Origin of the sequence: Salinibacterium sp. NG253, assembly GCF_015864945.1 — a bacterium.
Classification (GTDB): Bacteria; Actinomycetota; Actinomycetes; order Actinomycetales; family Microbacteriaceae; genus Rhodoglobus.
In genome coordinates, this window is the sequence record NZ_JADYWF010000002.1 from 168,159 (window position 1) to 184,620 (window position 16,462).

The 16,462-nt window shown below is 60.4% G+C and carries 15 protein-coding genes and 1 tRNA gene; 11 read left to right on the forward strand and 5 right to left on the reverse strand.

Annotation, left to right across the window (positions count from 1 at the left end):
• Position 1 precedes the first annotated feature (1 nt).
• Together I6E52_RS10755 and I6E52_RS10760 are read right to left on the reverse strand one after the other, a co-directional pair.
• Positions 2 to 1,198, reverse strand: a complete 1,197-nt coding sequence (locus tag I6E52_RS10755) for a pyridoxal phosphate-dependent aminotransferase (protein WP_197157311.1) — start codon at positions 1,196 to 1,198, stop codon at positions 2 to 4.
• A 178-nt stretch (positions 1,199 to 1,376) separates the two neighbouring features.
• Entirely contained in the window at positions 1,377 to 3,473 is a 2,097-nt protein-coding gene (locus I6E52_RS10760; protein ID WP_197157313.1) for a choice-of-anchor G family protein, read from the reverse strand.
• Between the two features lie 541 nt (positions 3,474 to 4,014).
• Here I6E52_RS10760 and I6E52_RS10765 point away from each other — a divergent pair.
• The 7 genes from I6E52_RS10765 (at position 4,015) to I6E52_RS10795 (ending at position 8,012) form a co-directional block, all read left to right on the forward strand.
• Positions 4,015 to 4,087: transfer RNA gene (locus I6E52_RS10765), tRNA-Trp, on the forward strand.
• Positions 4,088 to 4,150: 63 nt separating this feature from the next.
• Complete coding sequence (gene secE, locus I6E52_RS10770; RefSeq protein WP_197108034.1) at positions 4,151 to 4,432, forward strand: preprotein translocase subunit SecE; 282 nt, start codon at positions 4,151 to 4,153, stop codon at positions 4,430 to 4,432.
• A 57-nt stretch (positions 4,433 to 4,489) separates the two neighbouring features.
• Positions 4,490 to 5,470, forward strand: a complete 981-nt coding sequence (gene nusG / locus I6E52_RS10775) for a transcription termination/antitermination protein NusG (protein ID WP_197157315.1) — start codon at positions 4,490 to 4,492, stop codon at positions 5,468 to 5,470.
• Between the two features lie 86 nt (positions 5,471 to 5,556).
• Entirely contained in the window at positions 5,557 to 5,988 is a 432-nt protein-coding gene (gene rplK, locus I6E52_RS10780) for a 50S ribosomal protein L11 (protein WP_197138627.1), read from the forward strand.
• Positions 5,988 to 6,677, forward strand: a complete 690-nt coding sequence (rplA, locus tag I6E52_RS10785; protein WP_197157317.1) for a 50S ribosomal protein L1 — start codon at positions 5,988 to 5,990, stop codon at positions 6,675 to 6,677. The genes rplK and rplA overlap by 1 nt, the downstream gene beginning before the upstream one ends.
• 110 nt (positions 6,678 to 6,787) lie before the next feature.
• Positions 6,788 to 7,339 carry a GNAT family N-acetyltransferase gene (locus I6E52_RS10790; RefSeq protein ID WP_197157319.1) on the forward strand — a complete coding sequence of 184 codons (552 nt, stop codon included), beginning with the start codon at positions 6,788 to 6,790 and terminating at the stop codon, positions 7,337 to 7,339.
• Between the two features lie 4 nt (positions 7,340 to 7,343).
• Positions 7,344 to 8,012 (forward strand): DUF998 domain-containing protein, encoded by a 669-nt coding sequence (locus tag I6E52_RS10795; protein ID WP_197157321.1) that lies wholly within the window; start codon positions 7,344 to 7,346, stop codon positions 8,010 to 8,012.
• Between the two features lie 21 nt (positions 8,013 to 8,033).
• On the opposite strand, the gene I6E52_RS10800 is transcribed toward I6E52_RS10795, so the two are convergent.
• On the reverse strand, positions 8,034 to 8,636 hold the full coding sequence (locus tag I6E52_RS10800; protein WP_197158015.1) for a YqaJ viral recombinase family protein: 603 nt from the start codon (positions 8,634 to 8,636) through the stop codon (positions 8,034 to 8,036).
• A 223-nt stretch (positions 8,637 to 8,859) separates the two neighbouring features.
• Between I6E52_RS10800 and I6E52_RS10805 the strand changes: the two genes are divergently transcribed.
• Both I6E52_RS10805 and I6E52_RS10810 read left to right on the forward strand, forming a co-directional pair.
• Positions 8,860 to 10,251: a hypothetical protein gene (locus I6E52_RS10805; protein ID WP_197157323.1), complete on the forward strand. Its 1,392-nt coding sequence runs from the start codon at positions 8,860 to 8,862 to the stop codon at positions 10,249 to 10,251.
• 6 nt (positions 10,252 to 10,257) lie between these two features.
• Entirely contained in the window at positions 10,258 to 11,589 is a 1,332-nt protein-coding gene (locus I6E52_RS10810) for an MATE family efflux transporter (protein ID WP_197157325.1), read from the forward strand.
• Between the two features lie 36 nt (positions 11,590 to 11,625).
• Here the strand turns inward: I6E52_RS10810 and I6E52_RS10815 are convergent, their stop codons facing one another.
• Positions 11,626 to 12,297 carry an ABC transporter ATP-binding protein gene (locus I6E52_RS10815; RefSeq protein WP_197108020.1) on the reverse strand — a complete coding sequence of 224 codons (672 nt, stop codon included), beginning with the start codon at positions 12,295 to 12,297 and terminating at the stop codon, positions 11,626 to 11,628.
• Positions 12,298 to 12,332: 35 nt separating this feature from the next.
• Complete coding sequence (locus I6E52_RS10820) at positions 12,333 to 13,835, reverse strand: ABC transporter permease (protein ID WP_197157327.1); 1,503 nt, start codon at positions 13,833 to 13,835, stop codon at positions 12,333 to 12,335.
• Between the two features lie 178 nt (positions 13,836 to 14,013).
• Here I6E52_RS10820 and I6E52_RS10825 point away from each other — a divergent pair, with 178 nt between their 5' ends.
• Entirely contained in the window at positions 14,014 to 14,766 is a 753-nt protein-coding gene (locus I6E52_RS10825; RefSeq protein ID WP_197138635.1) for a response regulator transcription factor, read from the forward strand.
• Between the two features lie 65 nt (positions 14,767 to 14,831).
• Positions 14,832 to 16,256, forward strand: a complete 1,425-nt coding sequence (locus tag I6E52_RS10830) for an ATP-binding protein (protein WP_307842507.1) — start codon at positions 14,832 to 14,834, stop codon at positions 16,254 to 16,256.
• Positions 16,257 to 16,462: the final 206 nt, after the last annotated feature.

The window sequence follows — 16,462 nt, forward strand, 5'->3', positions numbered from 1 at the left end:
GTTAGTTAAAAAGTTTCTGCAAGCGCTGCACGCCTTCAAGGAGTGCGTCGTCGCCGAGGGCATAGGAAAGGCGGAGGTAGCCGCTTGGCCCAAACGCTTCTCCGGGGATCACGGCGACTTCGGCCTTCTCAAGGATGAGGTCGGCGAGTTCGAGGCTTGTGGTTGGCGTAACGCCGTCCCATTCGCGGTTCAGCAAGCCGGCGACATCCGGGTACACGTAGAACGCGCCCTGAGGTGTCGGACAGTTGATGCCGTCGATCTTGTTGAGTTCGGAGACCATGAGCTTGCGGCGGCGGTCGAAGGCCACCCGCATCTCTTCCACGGCATCCTGCGGGCCGGTGAGGGCTTCGATGGCGGCACGCTGCGAGATGTTGGACACGTTGCTGGTGAGGTGCGATTGCAGGTTTGCTGCACCCTTCATGGCGTCAACCGGGCCGACCATCCAGCCAAGGCGCCAGCCGGTCATCGAGTAGCTCTTGGCTACACCGTTCACGAGGATGGTGGTGTCGGCAAGCGCCGGAACGACCTCAACGATGGAGACAGCACGCACTCCGTCGTAGACCAAGTTTTGGTAGATGTCATCGCTGATCACCCAGATGCCGTGCTCGAGAGCCCATTCGCCGATGGCCTTGGTTTGTTCTGGCGTGTAGACGGCGCCGGTGGGGTTCGATGGCGAAACGAAAAGCAGAACCTTGGTGTTCTCGGTGCGAGCGGCTTCGAGTTGTTCCACGGTCACGAGGTAGCCCTGGTCTGCGCCAGCAAAAACTTCGACCATGGTGCCACCGGCGAGCTTGATCGCTTCGGGGTAGGTGGTCCAGTACGGGGTAGGAACGATGACTTCGTCGCCCTGATCAACGAGGGTCGCGAAAGCTTGGTAGACGGCCTGCTTGCCACCATTGGTCACAACAACCTGGTTGATGCCGACTTCAAGGCCACTGTCGCGCAATGTCTTGGCAGCGATAGCTTCACGAAGTTCGGGAAGGCCAGCCGCTGGCGTGTAGCGGTGGTTCTTCGGGTCGAGCACTGCCTTGGATGCCGCAGCCACAATGTTCGCGGGTGTCGCGAAGTCGGGCTCGCCAGCCGCATAGCTGATGATGGGCCGCCCGGCCGCAAGAAGCGACTTGGCCTTGGCATCCACCTTGAGGGTGGCTGACTCGGCGATGGCGGAAATTCTGGCTGAGAGGCGAGGTGAGGTCACCCCTCAAGTGTATGGCTTCGGGAGGGTGGATGCCCAGAGATTGCCTACCCAACCAGAGCAGCGCTGGCGCAGAAGATTGCCCCTACCGCGAGAACGCGATAGGGGCAGGGAGAAGCGGCCGGAGCTTGAATCCTGGGGGGACGATAAGCTCCGGCCGCTAGAGGTTACTTACGCAGTCCTAGAGCTCGGACTTGGGGTGTGTACGTAGGTAACCCTGACGCGCGAAGTAGGCACCCGCTGCCAACAACGCGACGATGAGGGCGATGAGAGTCGCAACACCGGCACCGGTGTATGCGAGCTGCCCACCGAGGGCATAGGTCGGAAGATCGAGGAAGTCTGAACCGCCGACGAGGCAGACACCGACACAGGGGTCAGGGTCTCCGTCGGGGTCTCCGCCGGTTCCACAGTTTTCGGTGCAGTTGGGGTCGACCACGGTCTGAACGTTGGGGCCAACAACGGCACGCGCCACGCTGAGTGTTGCGACTCCGGTGGAAGCGAAGCTCGGAGCGGCCGTTACCTGACCAAGTGCACCGTTGAGGAGTCCGCCGGCGCTGGCGAGTCCCGCTGTACTGAGACCTGAACCGACAGTTACTCGCACGGCCGTCTCGCTGAACATGTCACCTGAGACAGCGCCGGTGGAGGTCCACTGTTCCTGCACGTTGACCTTGATCGAAACCAGGTCATGGAGCACTGTCGCCACACTCGAGTCGCCGAGGAGCCCGGTGACGGCGGGGTTGACGAGGCCGGTGTTGAGGCTGTTGACGAGTGAGGTGACAACTCCACCGTTGGAGAAGAGCGACGTGTTGAGGCTCTTGCCGAGGCTGCCGATCAACGTGTTGACCTTCAGGCCGGTCTTGACCGTTCCGCCGAGCAGTGAGATGTCCGCCTTGGCAGAGACTGCAGTGCCGTTGATGAGGTCATCGACATTTCCGATGATGCTCACATCTACGGTGCTGCGGAGGTCGGGAAGAGTGGTGGTAACCAAGTCACACACGGTGTCCGTCGTGTAGCCGATGATGCCCTGGGTGACTCCGTCAGTCAGGCCACCGGTGAGGCCGCCCAGAAGACCTCCGACAAGGCCGCCGCCGCTGGAGTCTCCGTTGAGGATGTCCCCAATGATTGGAACCTGGATGTCACGGCACACCGTGTTCTGTACTGCGTCTTGTGTGGTGAGGAGGTTCAGCTTCGCTGACACCTCAACGTTGGCATCGCGCAGCGCCAGCTCGACGCGGTCGACGATGTCGTCAGCGAGAGTAGCGACGGTTTCGGTGATGCCGTTGAGAATCTTGTTGACAACAGCATCCGTCAGCAACTCTGTGTTCGGCGGAAGATCGTTAAGATCGCTGCCGAGAAGAGTCTCAAGGTCAACCATGACTGCGCCGGTTTCGAGATTGAAGCTCACTCCGCTGTCGCCATAGCTGCCCTTGAGCAGTGAACTCACGGCTTTGTCGAGGTCAACATCGACAACAACTGTGACGTCGGCCGAGGAACCAACCACTCCCAGTACGGGGTCGAGGATGCCGTCGATTGAGTTGCCGAGAGCGCCGTTATCGCTGCCCAGGCTCACGAGCTTGCTGTCAACGCCGCTGAGTGCGGAGGTGACCTTGCTGGTCAGCTTGCTGATAGCGGGGCTCGAGAAGCTCAGCGTCGCGTCGGCGAGGGTGTAGTCGCCGGATGCCGAGGTCATGTTTCCGTCAGCGCGAGCGGAGACCGCATCGAGGTCGAGCTTCAGGTCGGTAAGCACGGAGGCGAACTCGGAGTCAAGAAGGCTGTCGAGGTCGAGGGTGAGGTCACCAGCGGGGCCAGCTGCAACGTTGCCGATGCCGATGCCGCCGTCATCCTGAATGGCGCCGGTGGAGGCGAAGGACTCGCCATCTTTGTCGGCTTGGGCGTACTGGTTGATGACTCCGGCATCCACTACGTCAAGGAGCGGAAGCTGTAGGCCGCCAGGCTGGTTGATGACGGTCGCGCCGAGTGCATCAACGCTGAGGGGGTCGCGGTTGACAACGAGCGACTGGGTTCCGTCATTGGAAGCAACAACTTGGCCGAGGCCGGCAACGTTGTTCAGGTCAGTGCCGAGTACGTCCCCTGAAAGGAACTCGGCGTAAGCGTAGGAGGCGCCGGTAGTCTCTTCTGCGCTTGCTGCGGCTGGTGCGATGAGAGTGAAGCCCGATACGAGGGCTACGGTTCCCAGAGCCGCTCCGAAACGGACTGCTGGGGTGTGCTTGGTGTTCCCGACTGGCTTCCCAGTGCGCGGGATGTGTTGTGTAAACACGACTGGTACCTTCCTGATCCTGTGCGGACAAGGAAGCTGATTCGACAATGAGGCCAACGTGAGGGTTGTGCCACGAACTACTGCCTGATCTCAGCTTCGCTTGCCCATATGGTGGTGCTGGTTTTTTGAGTTATGCGGCGAGATGGTGAGGTCTCGCGTGGTGTTTCCCGAATGGTGTTGCTGGTTGTGCCCGAATGGTGGTGCTGGTCTTGCTGGTGTTGCCCGAATAAGAAGGGTTGGTTTGCCCTGCTTGCATAGAGAGACTGAGACCCCCCTCGGTTATGACGCGGGTTTTCAAACTTTTTCGAAAACTTTTTTTGAGACGCCGAAATGACAGTCGAAGTGGCACCCATTTCTGCCCGTTCACCGCATTGCTCTCCCTAGAGGGGGAGTAGGCACTGCAGGACTGCTCAGGATGACGTACACTTGTTCAGGTTGTTGATAACTGCCATACTTTCGCGCGCCTGCTCCTCACTTCTCAATGTGGATGTGTCGTAGTGTTTGTGCGAAAGTGTGGGTAAGAGATTTACCTCTCTTGCAAAGGGTGGTGGCTCAATTGGTAGAGCAGCGGTCTCCAAAACCGCAGGTTGCAGGTTCGAGTCCTGTCCGCCCTGCAAGTCCCTCTCTGTGAGAAACGGAGCGGGTCGAGTAAGCCGAAGTATCGGAAGGTAGTAAGAGTGGCCAAGAAAGACGTAGACGAGCCCAGCGAGGACGTCGTCGCCAAGGCGAAGAAGGAGAGCGCGCAACGTCGTGGACCCTTCGGCCGCATGACACTCTTCATCCGCCAAGTTATTAACGAACTCAAGAAGGTAGTAACTCCGACTCGGCGCGAGCTGGTCAGCTTTACTCTCGTTGTTCTTGTATTCGTCATCATCATGATGGGTATCGTTTCGGCCCTCGACTTTGGGTTTAGCGCGTTGGTGAACTTCTTGTTCGGCGACCCGAACCTGGTCGTCTAAGCCCTTCATAAACCGCAGCGGTTACGGCCGAACTGCAGAGTAACGAAAAGAGATTTAGTGTCCGAGAACCACCGCGAAGACTCCGAGCTCGCTACGGCAGCAGAGCAGTCCTCCGAGGAGGATGAGGCGCAGACGGGTAACACCTTGGCTGCGGCAGAGCGTTCAGAAGACTCCGCCGAGCACCAGGCAATGCACGTTGAAGGCGATTCGGCTGATGTCGATGCCGATCTTGCTGGTCTCCTTGAGGCTCTGGATGCCGCAGTCGATCCTGCAGCAGATGCTGAAGTAAACGACGCGCTCGACATCGACAACGCTGCTGAGGCTGACGCCTCTGTTGCCGCAACCGATGACGAAGCAGCGGATGAAGCTGAAGCTGAAGGCACCGACGCTGCTGAAGCAGCCGAGGGCGAAGAGGCCGAGGTCGACCCGTACGCCGAGTTCCGCATGGACCTTCGCCTGCAGCCGGGCAAGTGGTACGTCATCCACTCCTACGCTGGCTTCGAAAAGCGCGTCAAGCACAACATCGAGAACCGCAAGGTTTCCATGGCGATGGAAGATTTCGTCTTCCAGGTCGAGGTTCCGATGGAAGATGTTGTCGAGATCAAGAACGGTCAGCGCAAGCTCGTTAACCGCGTTCGCATCCCCGGCTACGTTTTGGTTCGCATGGACCTCAACGAAGACAGCTGGTCGGTTGTTCGTCACACTCCTGGTGTTACTGGCTTCGTGGGCAACGCTCACAACCCCGTACCGCTGCGTTTCGAAGAAGCATTCAACATGCTGAAGAGCCTTGTTGAGATCGTTGAAGCTCCTGTCGCTAAGGGTGCATCGCAGAAGAGCAAGACCGCTGCACGCGCTATCCCCGCAGAGATCGACTTCGAAATCGGCGAGACCATCACCATCAAGGAAGGTTCGTTCGCGGGCCTTCCCGGTTCGATCAGCGAGATCAAGGCGGAGAGCGGAAAGCTCATCGTTCTGGTTTCCCTCTTCGAGCGCGAGACCCCGGTCGAGCTCAGCTTCGATCAGGTCACCAAGCTTTAAGGGCTCACGCCCCTAAAAAACCACCGCGCCCTTCGGGTGCGGGAGAGCTGACCACACGGGTCAGTTCGTACTGAAAAGGAAACACAATGGCACCGAAAAAGAAGGTTACAGGTCTGATCAAGCTTCAGATCCAAGCCGGCGCCGCTAACCCCGCACCGCCCATCGGGCCTGCGCTGGGACAGCACGGCGTTAACATCATGGAGTTCTGCAAGGCGTACAACGCCGCTACCGAGGCTCAGCGTGGAAACGTTATCCCGGTAGAGATCACCGTGTACGAGGACCGTTCGTTCACGTTCATCCTCAAGACCCCGCCGGCAGCAGAACTCATCAAGAAGGCTGCTGGAGTTGCAAAGGGTTCGGGCACGCCGCACACCGTCAAGGTTGCGAAGCTCACCAAAGACCAGGTACGTACGATCGCCGAGCAGAAGATGGCTGACCTCAACGCCAACGACATCGACGGCGCAATGAAGATCATCGCGGGCACCGCTCGCTCGATGGGAATCACGGTGGAGGCATAATGTCCAAGAATTCCAAGGCATACAAGTCCGCCGCTGAGAAGCTCGAAGAGGGCAAGTTCTACACGCCTACCGAGGCTGTTTCTGTTGCTCGCGAAATGAGCTCGAAGAAGTTCGACTCCACCGTTGAGGTTGCTCTTCGCTTGGGTGTAGACCCTCGCAAGGCTGACCAGATGGTTCGTGGCACCGTTATCCTGCCTCACGGCACGGGTAAGACTGCTCGCGTTATCGTTTTCGCAACCGGTCCTGCAGCAGAAGCAGCAATCGCTGCTGGCGCTGACGAGGTTGGTGGCTCGGAGCTCATCGAGAAGGTAGCCGCTGGTTACACCAACTTCGATGCTGCAGTTTCGACCCCCGAGCTCATGGGCCAGGTTGGTCGTTTGGGTAAGGTTCTTGGTCCGCGTGGCCTCATGCCGAACCCGAAGACCGGAACGGTTACCCCTGACACCGCAAAGGCTGTCTCGGAGATCAAGGGCGGAAAGATCGAATTCCGCGTCGACAAGCACTCCAACGTTCACTTCATCGTGGGCAAGGCCGGCTTCACCGCTGAGCAGCTTGACGAGAACATCAAGGCAGCACTCGACGAGGTTCTGCGCGCAAAGCCCAGCTCTTCCAAGGGTCGCTACATCACGAAGGCAACGGTTTCGACCACCTTCGGTCCTGGCATTCCGGTCGACATCAACTCGATCTAATACTGCTTAAATAAACGGGGGTCGGCATCTGCCGGCCCCCGTTTTTTGCATTCCCGGGCATCCTGCTGGAGGGAATATGCTGGTCGGTATCCGCCGTAGGGAGCTTTGTTGTGACCACCACTGTTCGCCGCGCTATCGAGAGTGACGCCGAGTTGCTCCACGAGATCGCTCGCCAGACTTTTCCGTTGGCGTGCCCTGCCAGCACAACACTCGATTCGATCGCGTCGTACATCGCAGAACACCTTTCGGTGTCAGCATTCCGTCACTATCTCACTGACCCTGCCCGCGAGGTGCTTCTGGCCGAGGTAGATGGCCAGCCCGCCGGCTACGCGCTATTTTCTGCTGCCGAGCCCAGTGATCCGGATGTCGCCCAGGTGCTTACTCTTCACCCCACGGTAGAGCTCAGCAAGTGCTACGTTCTCGGCCTCTTTCATGGCGCCGGTGTCGCGCCCGCGTTGATTGGTTCAGGAATCGCGTGGGCCCGCGATCAAGGTTTCGCTGGGATGTGGTTGGGCGTGAATCAGGAGAATGCCCGCGCCAATCGTTTCTACGAAAAGATGGGCTTCGAGCTCGCAGGAACCAAAAAGTTTCTTGTCGGAGACCGCTGGGAAGACGACTTTGTGCGTCAACTTTCGCTCAACGAACCCCTCGCCGCCCACTAACCCGATGACGACTGTTGCGCCGCAGCGCGTTTCTTCTGCAGCTATTGAGGGATTTTCTGCCGTCGTAGGCAGCGTCGCTGTCGGTATTGCGCTTGTCGTAATTTGGGCCTCGCGGCTTATGGTTCCGCGTGAGCTGTATGTCAGCGAGTTGGGGGCGGAGGGCGAACCGACCGCGGCCGCTTTCGAAGTCGCACTGCTGCTCATCGTGGTCGGTGGGTCGGCAGTTGCGTGGAGTGCCCGACGGGTGCGCGCGTGGCCGCCGCTACTGTCGTTCGGTTCGCCAGCGTTGTCTCTCTGGGTGGGGTGCGGATTCTTCCTGATCGCCTCCCAAGTGACGTGCACCTCAGGGTGCCCGTTGCCCTACGGACCTAGTTTCACTTGGCAAGATTTCACGCATACGCTGGCGGCAGTTATCGCCTTTGCCGCAGCATGCTGGGCGATGATCCAAACCTCGTTTGCGAGGGAACACCGCGTGCTGGCGCGCATGTCGCTCATCACCGCTGTGGCGGTTGCGGTAATTGCGGGAACCGGCGGGCTCTTTTCCTTGTTCCGTTTTCAGGTCGTGCTCGGCAGCAGGCTTGAGTTCGTAGCCACGACGATTGCGATTGCGTGGCTCATCATTCTCGGGACCGTGATCGCTGCACGCGCGCTGTCCCGGTCTATCCGGTCCTAGTTACGGCGTTGGACTCAGGGTCTACGGCGCGCGCATGAGATCGAGCAGTCGATCAGCCAAACCCACCAGAGTGTGGATCTGATCTTCGTCGCGCTCAACCCACTGGCACTTCGGCTCAGAATGCACAGGGACAAAATCAGTATGTTGTTCCCACACAACGAGCGTGCGGTCAGCGCCCAGCACATACTGCTGCCACCACACCTGACGAAGATACGAGCGGGGAATGGTGCGCCACGCTTTAGCGGTCGTTTTGATCTCCGAAAGCACGAGGGACCCATCAAGCACCGAGACACCGTCGGGGGTTGCTAAATGCAGAGGCTGATCGTGCGCGTGATAAAGCGCCGAACTTGACTGGATGCCGTGCGCGCCGAGCACCCAGCGAGCGATTTCGGGTTCCCGAGCGCGACCGTGATCGGTAAACGCATTGCCGCTGAAACCGGAGCCGAGCAGCTTGCTCTCCACCACAGCGCGTAAGGATTGTTCTGTGGCCAGGCGGGCGGCATCCGTTGCTGTCACGCCGCGACTGCGGGCACGAAGCCACGCGACGCGATCCTCAGAGTGAGCAACGATGCGATGGCGATGATTGGGCGCAACCGGTTCCCAAAGATCGAGTTCCGGTTGCATAGTCACACCCCATTGTCTCTCGTGCTGGTGGCATCGCGTGCGCGCCCTACAGAGAAACCGGGGATTCTCGCTGCTGTGTGATCACTTACTCCGCGTCTGGACCTGTAATGCCGGTACGAACTGGCAGACTAGGCCCATGCGAGCCATGCACCCCGACACAGCGCCAACTTCGAGTTTTCGCAGTCGGTGGACTGGGGTAGCTGCGGCAGCAATCGTGGCAGTCATGACGTTGGTTCCGGTCGCGGGGGCCTCAGCGTCTGTTGGTTCGACGCCGCCTGACGTCACCTCGTTTGCCAACGACGATGATGGACTCCTTCTGGAACTTGGAGAGTTCTTCGGCCAAGACCAGCGTGGCAGCGGCCTCGACTTCACGGATGGCATTGAGCTTGGTGCGATTGATCGCGTGTTCTTGTGGTCGAACGACTATCACTCGGGTCAACCGACAGAGACTCCGGTTCAGTATGTGAATCGGTGGATGGTTCCGGTGACGATCGGGGAAGAGCCGGTCGGCGTTGCCATGATCGGCATCGATCCGGCGACTGTCGAACCTGAAATGATCGATTTCATCCGTAATCCAGGCATTGCTCTCGCGCTTGACGACGTTGACGACGACGCCACTCTCGTGCAGGAGCCCGAGACGGGTGCGTGGTTCAGTCTCATCGATGGCACCATCACGCCGCTCGTGCGTGGTTCTAGCGAAGTAGCAGGCGAGATGACGCTCGAGGCGTACCAGCCCATCGTGTCGACCCGCCTCATTGAAGTTGTCGAAGAAGATCCGCAGCCGGACCAAGGCTCAGTGCAGTCCGTAGTACTGATCGCCACCACGATTCTTGTGGTGCTGATGGTGCTGCTTGTTCCCACGGTGGTTGGCCAAGTACGCGAGCGCCGTGAGCGTCGCGCTGTTGAAGATGGTGCAGCGGAAGAGAACGACGACGCTGAGGGCGCAACTGCCTCGGCTGATAAAGCCGACACGGCAACCGAGGCTGACGACGAACTTGAGGTTGCCGCTGCAGCGAAAGCAGTGCCAGTGACAACCGCCCCAGCACAAATTGCCGCCCCCGCAAAGCCCGCCGCTAAGAGAGCTCCAGCCAAAAAAGCGGCAGCCACAAAGTCCACCGGGAAAGCCACAACGCCCCGTCCGGCCGCTGCGAAGTCCGCGGCAAAGCCGGCCGCGACGAAAGCAACGACTACCGCGAAGTCCACCACTGCTGCGGTGACGAAGACTCCCGCGAAGACAACAACGAACGCGTCCACGCCAGCGAAACCCACGGCGGCGCCGAAAACTGCCCCCAAGGCGACGCCCAAGGCGGCACCTAAGGCGGTACCTAAGGCGGCGGCGAAGGCTGCGCCGAAAACTACTGCGAAATCCGCCACGGCGACGGCGTCGAAATCCGCCGCTGCTCGACCAGCCGCGAAGAAGCGCGCCTCCACAGCGTCGCCGAAGACAACGACGGCGACCACCCCTGCTCCGAAGACAGCCGCGACGAAAAAGCCCACACCGAAGACACCCGCTGCAAAAAAGCCCGCTGCGAAAAAGCCAGCGACGAAGAAACCAACACCCAAGAAGCCCGCGTCGTCTGCAGGTACACACACGAGCGATAGCTCAGCAGACTAGACAATCGTGGGATTGCTGCACTCTCCGCTTGATCGCGACATCCGCCGCCTCGCCGTTCCGGCGCTGGGCGCACTAGTTGCCGAACCCATCTTCCTGCTTACCGATACCGCTCTCGTGGGGCACCTCGGCAGCGCGCAGCTCGGTGGGTTGAGTGTCGCAAGCGCTGTGCTGCAGACGGCAGTCGGACTATTGATATTTCTGGCCTATTCCACCACTCCCGCGGTTGCTCGTTGGTTGGGTGTCGGCAATAGGGCACGCGCGGTCGCGGCGGGCGTGGATGGCGTGTGGCTGGCGATCGCACTCGGGGTCGTGCTTGTGGCAGTCGGCATCCCCACCACTCCCTGGCTGATTAGCCTCTTCAACCCAGATGCCAGTGTCGTGGGTTACGCCACCGAATACCTGTCAATCTCGATCCTGGGCTTGCCAGCGATGCTCATTACTTTTGCGGCATCTGGTTTGCTGCGGGGTCTGCAGGATACGCGCACCCCGCTTGTGGTTGCCGTTGCCGGGTTCGTTTCCAATGCCCTGTTGAATGCACTCTTCATTTACGGTTTCGGTTGGGGCGTTGCCGGCTCAGCCATCGGCACGGTCGTCGCAAGTTGGGGCATGGCTGCCGCCTACCTCGTGATGCTTGTCACGCTCGCTCGTCGGGAGAGCGCCCGGTTGCGACCGCACGTCACCGGGATGCTGTTGGCCGGTCACGCGGGAGCGTGGCTTCTGCTGCGCACCGCATCCTTGCGCGCAGCAATGCTCGCGACGATTGCGGTCGCCACGAGTTTCGGGGTGCCTGAGCTGGCGACCGTGCAAATTGCGCTCACGATCTTTGCGACGCTTGCCTTTGTGCTCGATGCGCTCGCTATTGCCGGTCAAGCGATGATCGGCAAAGAGCTGGGGGCCAGCGATCTTCCGCGTGCGCGTGCGATCACGCGGCGGCTCATCGAGCTGGGAATCGGCAGCGGCATCGTTCTTGGAGTATTAGTGCTTCTGTCGTCACCGTGGATCGGGTTCGCGTTTAGTTCCGACCCAGAAGTGCGCAGCGGCCTAGCGGCGCTTCTGCCGGTGCTTGCCCTCGGCATCCCGATTGCCGGATTCGTATTTGTGCTCGATGGTGTGCTGATCGGCGCTGGAGATGCGCGCTATCTGGCACTCAGTGGCCTTATCAACCTCGCCGTGTATGTGCCGTTGCTGTGGTGGGTTGATGTCGCCGACCTCACGTCGGTGTCCGCGATCGTGGCCCTGTGGTGTGCGTTCGGGCTCGGCTATATCGGTGCCCGTGCTGTCACTCTCGGCCTGCGGGCTCGTGGCGATCGCTGGCTCATTCCTGGGGCGACGCGCTAGCGAACACGCGCCGCCCGTCCGAGGGATGGGGTGCTGCTATTTCTTTTCGGTTACCGCACCGTGCTTCAACGTCAGGCGACGCTCGGCACGTTTAGCGACCGCAGAGTCGTGGGTCACGATGATGAGAGTGAGGCCCTGATCCCGCCATAGCCCCTCGAGCAATTCCATGATTTCGTCACGGGTCTGCTCATCAAGGTTTCCGGTCGGCTCATCGGCCAGCAGCACGGTCGGCTCCTTCACGAGGGCACGAGCGATCGCAACACGCTGCTGCTGACCGCCTGAAAGCTCAGAGGGGTGGTGGGTGAGGCGCTCGCCCAAGCCCACTTTCTCCAGCGCCGCCGTGGCCCGACTCTTGCGATCCGCGCTGGAAAGCCCGAGAGGGGCTAGCGCCGTCTCCACATTCTCTTGAGCAGTGAGGGTGGGGATGAGGTTGAAGCCCTGAAAGACGAACCCGATTGTGCGGGCGCGAATTTCAGCGAGCCGAGAATCTGGCATCTTCGAAAGTTCGTCATCGCCGAGCGTGACGGTGCCACTGGTTGGACGTTCGAGTGCGCCCAACATTTGCAACAGTGTCGACTTGCCACCACCGGTGGGGCCCTGAATGGCCACCATCTGTCCCGTTGGGATGGTCAAACTCACCTTGTTGAGAGCAGTGACAGTGCCCCGTTTGGTTTCGTAGGTTTTTGTGAGTTCGTTGAGTTCATACATAGAAAGTCTCCTTGAGGTCTAGAGGGTGCGGGGGATCAGGCGACGCTACGGAGAGCTTCGGCCGGGCGCAGTCGCGCTGCACGCCATCCACCGAATGCTCCGGCGATGAGACCTCCCGCGATGGCGAGAGCAACAGCGATCCCGATGATCCCGAAGGTCACGGGTATCTGGAGAGCGATATCGGTTGTTGCGGCTGCCGTCGTTGCGGCATCACCGAAGCGGTTGCCGCCTCCGCCCTGACCGGCTCCTGGGCCTGCAACCGTTGTGGCGACCGCGCTCGCACTGAGCACGGGAGCGATGAGATTGATCGAGAGGATGCCGAGCAAGCCGACGACGACCCCAATAACTCCACCGATGGCACCCTGCACGAGCGATTCGCCGGCAACCTGACGCACTACGGCGCCGTTGCTCCAACCGATTGCTTTCAAGGTGCCGAACTCACGGGTGCGACGGGCGACGCCCGAGGTCGTGAGTAGTACGGAGATGAGGAAGGCCGCGGCGAGCACGATGATCGAAAGCCACGTTCCGAGCTTTCCGACGAGGTCGGAGGCGGTGGAAAGCGAACCAGAAACGCTCGATGCGAGATCTTCCTGGGTCTTGACCGATGCATCCGGGAGCGCCGTCTGCAGCGACGCCTGAACAGCGGCGATATCCGTTGAGCTTGCTGCCTGCACGTACACGGTGGAAATCTGACCCTCAAGGTCAGCTACTCGCTGAGCGGTGTCGAGCGGAATGTAGGTATTGGATGCCGTAGTGGCGTCCGACGAGGTGGAGGTGACGGTTCCGATGATGGTGAATTCTTCGCCACCAATCTCGAGGGTGTCGTCGACGGCGAGTGAGCTCGTGGTGGCGTAGCTCGTGTCGAGGATGACGACGTTGGAGTCACTGTCGGTCGTCTCGAAAGCGCGGCCGTCGACGAGTTCAACGGAAGTGAGCGGGCCAACGCTTTCGCCGGCTACGTCGATTCCGGTAACCGTGAAGGTGTCAACTTCGAAGGCGCTTCCGCCTGCTCCGTCTGGGCCACCGCGGCCGCCCTGCGCTTCGCCCTCGCCGGGTGCTGCGCCTTGCTCGGTACCTTGGTCGGTGGTGACATCGGGTGCTGCTACTTCGCCGCTGAAGCTCACGTTAGTGAGGGCCAACGTGGCGGTGGCTGCAGCGACGGTGTCGAGGCCCTGTGCCGTGGTGAGGGCATCCGCATCGAAGGTGGTGCTGGCGATTCCGCTGGTGAGGCGGGATTGGCTGATTGCTGTGGTGCCGTCGGCGGTTTCGCCGTCATCGGCGCCGAATTCGAACCGAGGCTGTTGTTGCTGCGCGGTTCCCTCTTCGCCTTCGACTGGTGTTTCGGGGTCTTGCGTGATCGTGATGTCGGTTCCGACACCGTAAACGGAGGCCAGCACGGTGGCTTGGGCATCCTTGACGCCGGCTGCGACGCCGTTGACGATCATGACGAGCGCGATGGCGAGTGCCATTCCGGCCGCAATGATGGCTGTTTGTTTGCGTCGATTGCTGAGCTCTCGATACAGGTATGTTCCGAACATGGGTCTCCTCGGGTGATGCGAACGGTGCGGTAGTGGAGCCAAACCTAGGAACGACGTCTATCAGCGATCTATGCCAAGGCTGAGAGTGCGCCGTGAAAGTCACTAACGTGTGCCGCGCTCACCAGATTGATAAGCCGCGCACAGAAATTTCATAGGAAACTCCGAATAACTAGAGGACATGACCCAGTCACACCACCTCCCCGCCGTCCAGGCTCAACCGCGACTTAGCCGCGCCGATGGAACCGCCATTCGTGCGGTGGTGGTCGACGACGAAGATTCGCTCACCGACCTTCTCTCCATGGCATTGCGCTATGAGGGGTGGGATGTGCGGCTCGCGTCAGATGGTCCGCAAGCGCTGTCGACCATCCGCGAATTCAAACCTGACGTCGTCGTTCTCGACATCATGCTGCCTGGCCTCGATGGACTCTCGGTGCTTTCTCGCTTGCGAGCCGATGGCATCCAAACTCCGATTCTTTTCCTCACCGCCAAAGACTCGGTAGACGATCGCATTGCCGGTCTCACAGTGGGCGGCGACGACTACGTCACGAAGCCGTTCAGCCTCGAAGAGCTTGTTGCGCGATTGCGGGCGTTGCTGCGTCGTTCAGCGCTCACGATCTCGGGGGAGGCCAACCCCATCATCGAGGTTGGCGACTTGAGCCTCGATGAAAGCACCTACGAAGTGAGCCGCGCGGGCACCCCGATCGAGCTCACTGCGACCGAATTCGAACTCTTGCGCTACCTTATGCGTAACCCACGCCGTGTTTTGAGCCGAGCACAAATCCTCGACCGGGTGTGGAGTTACGACTTTGGGGGCAAAGCAAGCGTGGTTGAAATCTATATTTCTTACCTTCGCAAGAAGGTCGATGTTCTTGGCCCGCCCATGATCCAAACCGTACGCGGTGTTGGTTACATGTTGCGGGCTCCGGAATGACCAGGCCTCGAGAGGTCCGGGCTCCGGGCACGCGGCGTCCACCGCTGAGTCTCCGCAATCGTTTAGTGCTTGGCAGCGCCGCTCTTATCGCGCTCGCAGCGGTTCTTATCGGTGTTGTCAGTGTTCTTGCGCTTCAGGGTTTTCTCGTGAATCGGCTCGACGTCCAGCTTGAGTCGGCCGCGAACCGTTCTCAGGGTGCCCTCGATATCCGTGACACCAATGATCCGGCTCAGCCGCCACCCGCGCGGGATTACCTCGCGCTCCCCGGGCAGAGCGAGGGCACCATTGCGGGGCTCGTGAGCTCCAGCGGTCAGATCACCGCGGGTGTCCTTGGCAACAGGGGAGCCTCGGCGCCGCTCACAGACGAGCAACTCGAGATTCTGGCTGCCCTTGCAGAAATTGACGAACCCACGACTGTTTCTCTGGGAGGCGACCTCGGCGACTACCGAGCTATCGCATCGCACAATGCGGCAACCGGGGAGTCGCTCATTGTCGCCCTGCCACTGTCTGACGTGCGCGCGACAGTGCTCCAACTCACCACGCTCGTTGTCGGTATCGGCCTGCTCGCAATCGTCATTGCCGCCATTGCTGGAGCAATCGCCGTGCGCTTCGCCCTTCGCCCGCTTGAGCGAGTCGCGAGCACCGCAACACGGGTGTCTGAGCTCCAACTTGATCGCGGTGCTGTCGCGCTCGCAGAACGAGTCCCGGCCGATGACGCCGACCCGCGCACCGAAGTGGGGCAGGTGGGATCCGCTCTTAACCGACTGCTGGAGCATGTGGCATCCGCTCTCTCTGCTCGTGAAGCCAGTGAAAAAAAGGTGCGTTCCTTTGTGGCGGATGCCAGCCATGAGCTGCGTACGCCTCTGGCCTCGATTCGTGGCTATGCCGAGCTCACTCGCCGCGGCAGCCATGAGATTCCGGATGACGTTGCTCACGCGATCGGCCGCATCGAGTCAGAGTCTGTGCGCATGACCGGCCTCGTTGAAAGCTTGCTCCTGTTGGCCCGACTTGATGAAGCTGCGCCTGTGGAGCATGCCTCCGTCGATCTCTCGCGACTCCTCATTGACGCGGTGGGGGATGCCCACGTGGCTGGCCCCGACCATGTGTGGGAGCTGGAGCTTCCGGATGACGCAATAGTGGTCAGTGGCGATAGCGCCCGTTTGCATCAGGTCGTCGCCAACCTGCTCGCCAATGCGCGAGTGCATACTCCTGCGGGCACCACGGTTACCGCGTGCTTGATGTTGGAGGCAGGTCGCGCCGTCATCGAAATCCGAGACACCGGTCCTGGCATTGCCAAGGAGTTGCAGGCGACAGTCTTCGAACGCTTCGTCCGCGGAGACAGTTCACGCTCGCGCGCTGCGGGAAGCACTGGGCTGGGCCTCGCTATCGTTGCTGCGGTGATCGAGGCGCATGGCGGTTCGAGCTCAGTTACCAGTGAGCCTGGCAATACGGTATTCCGCATTGAGCTGCCGGCGGGCGTTATTCTTTAGCCTTGGCTTCCGGCTGGTCTCCTGCTGGTTTGCGCAGATGCTCCCCATCACGTACTCTTATCGAAGCCAAAGACCGCCGGTCGTTTGCACGCACGAAAGTGTGTGTGATCGAAGTTCGTGAAAACGAAGGCCAGCGCAGGTGTGTGAAGTAGTTTTCCGGCCAGTTCTGGCCGCAACTCAGCTCCGTGCCTCTGCGTTAGCGCAGC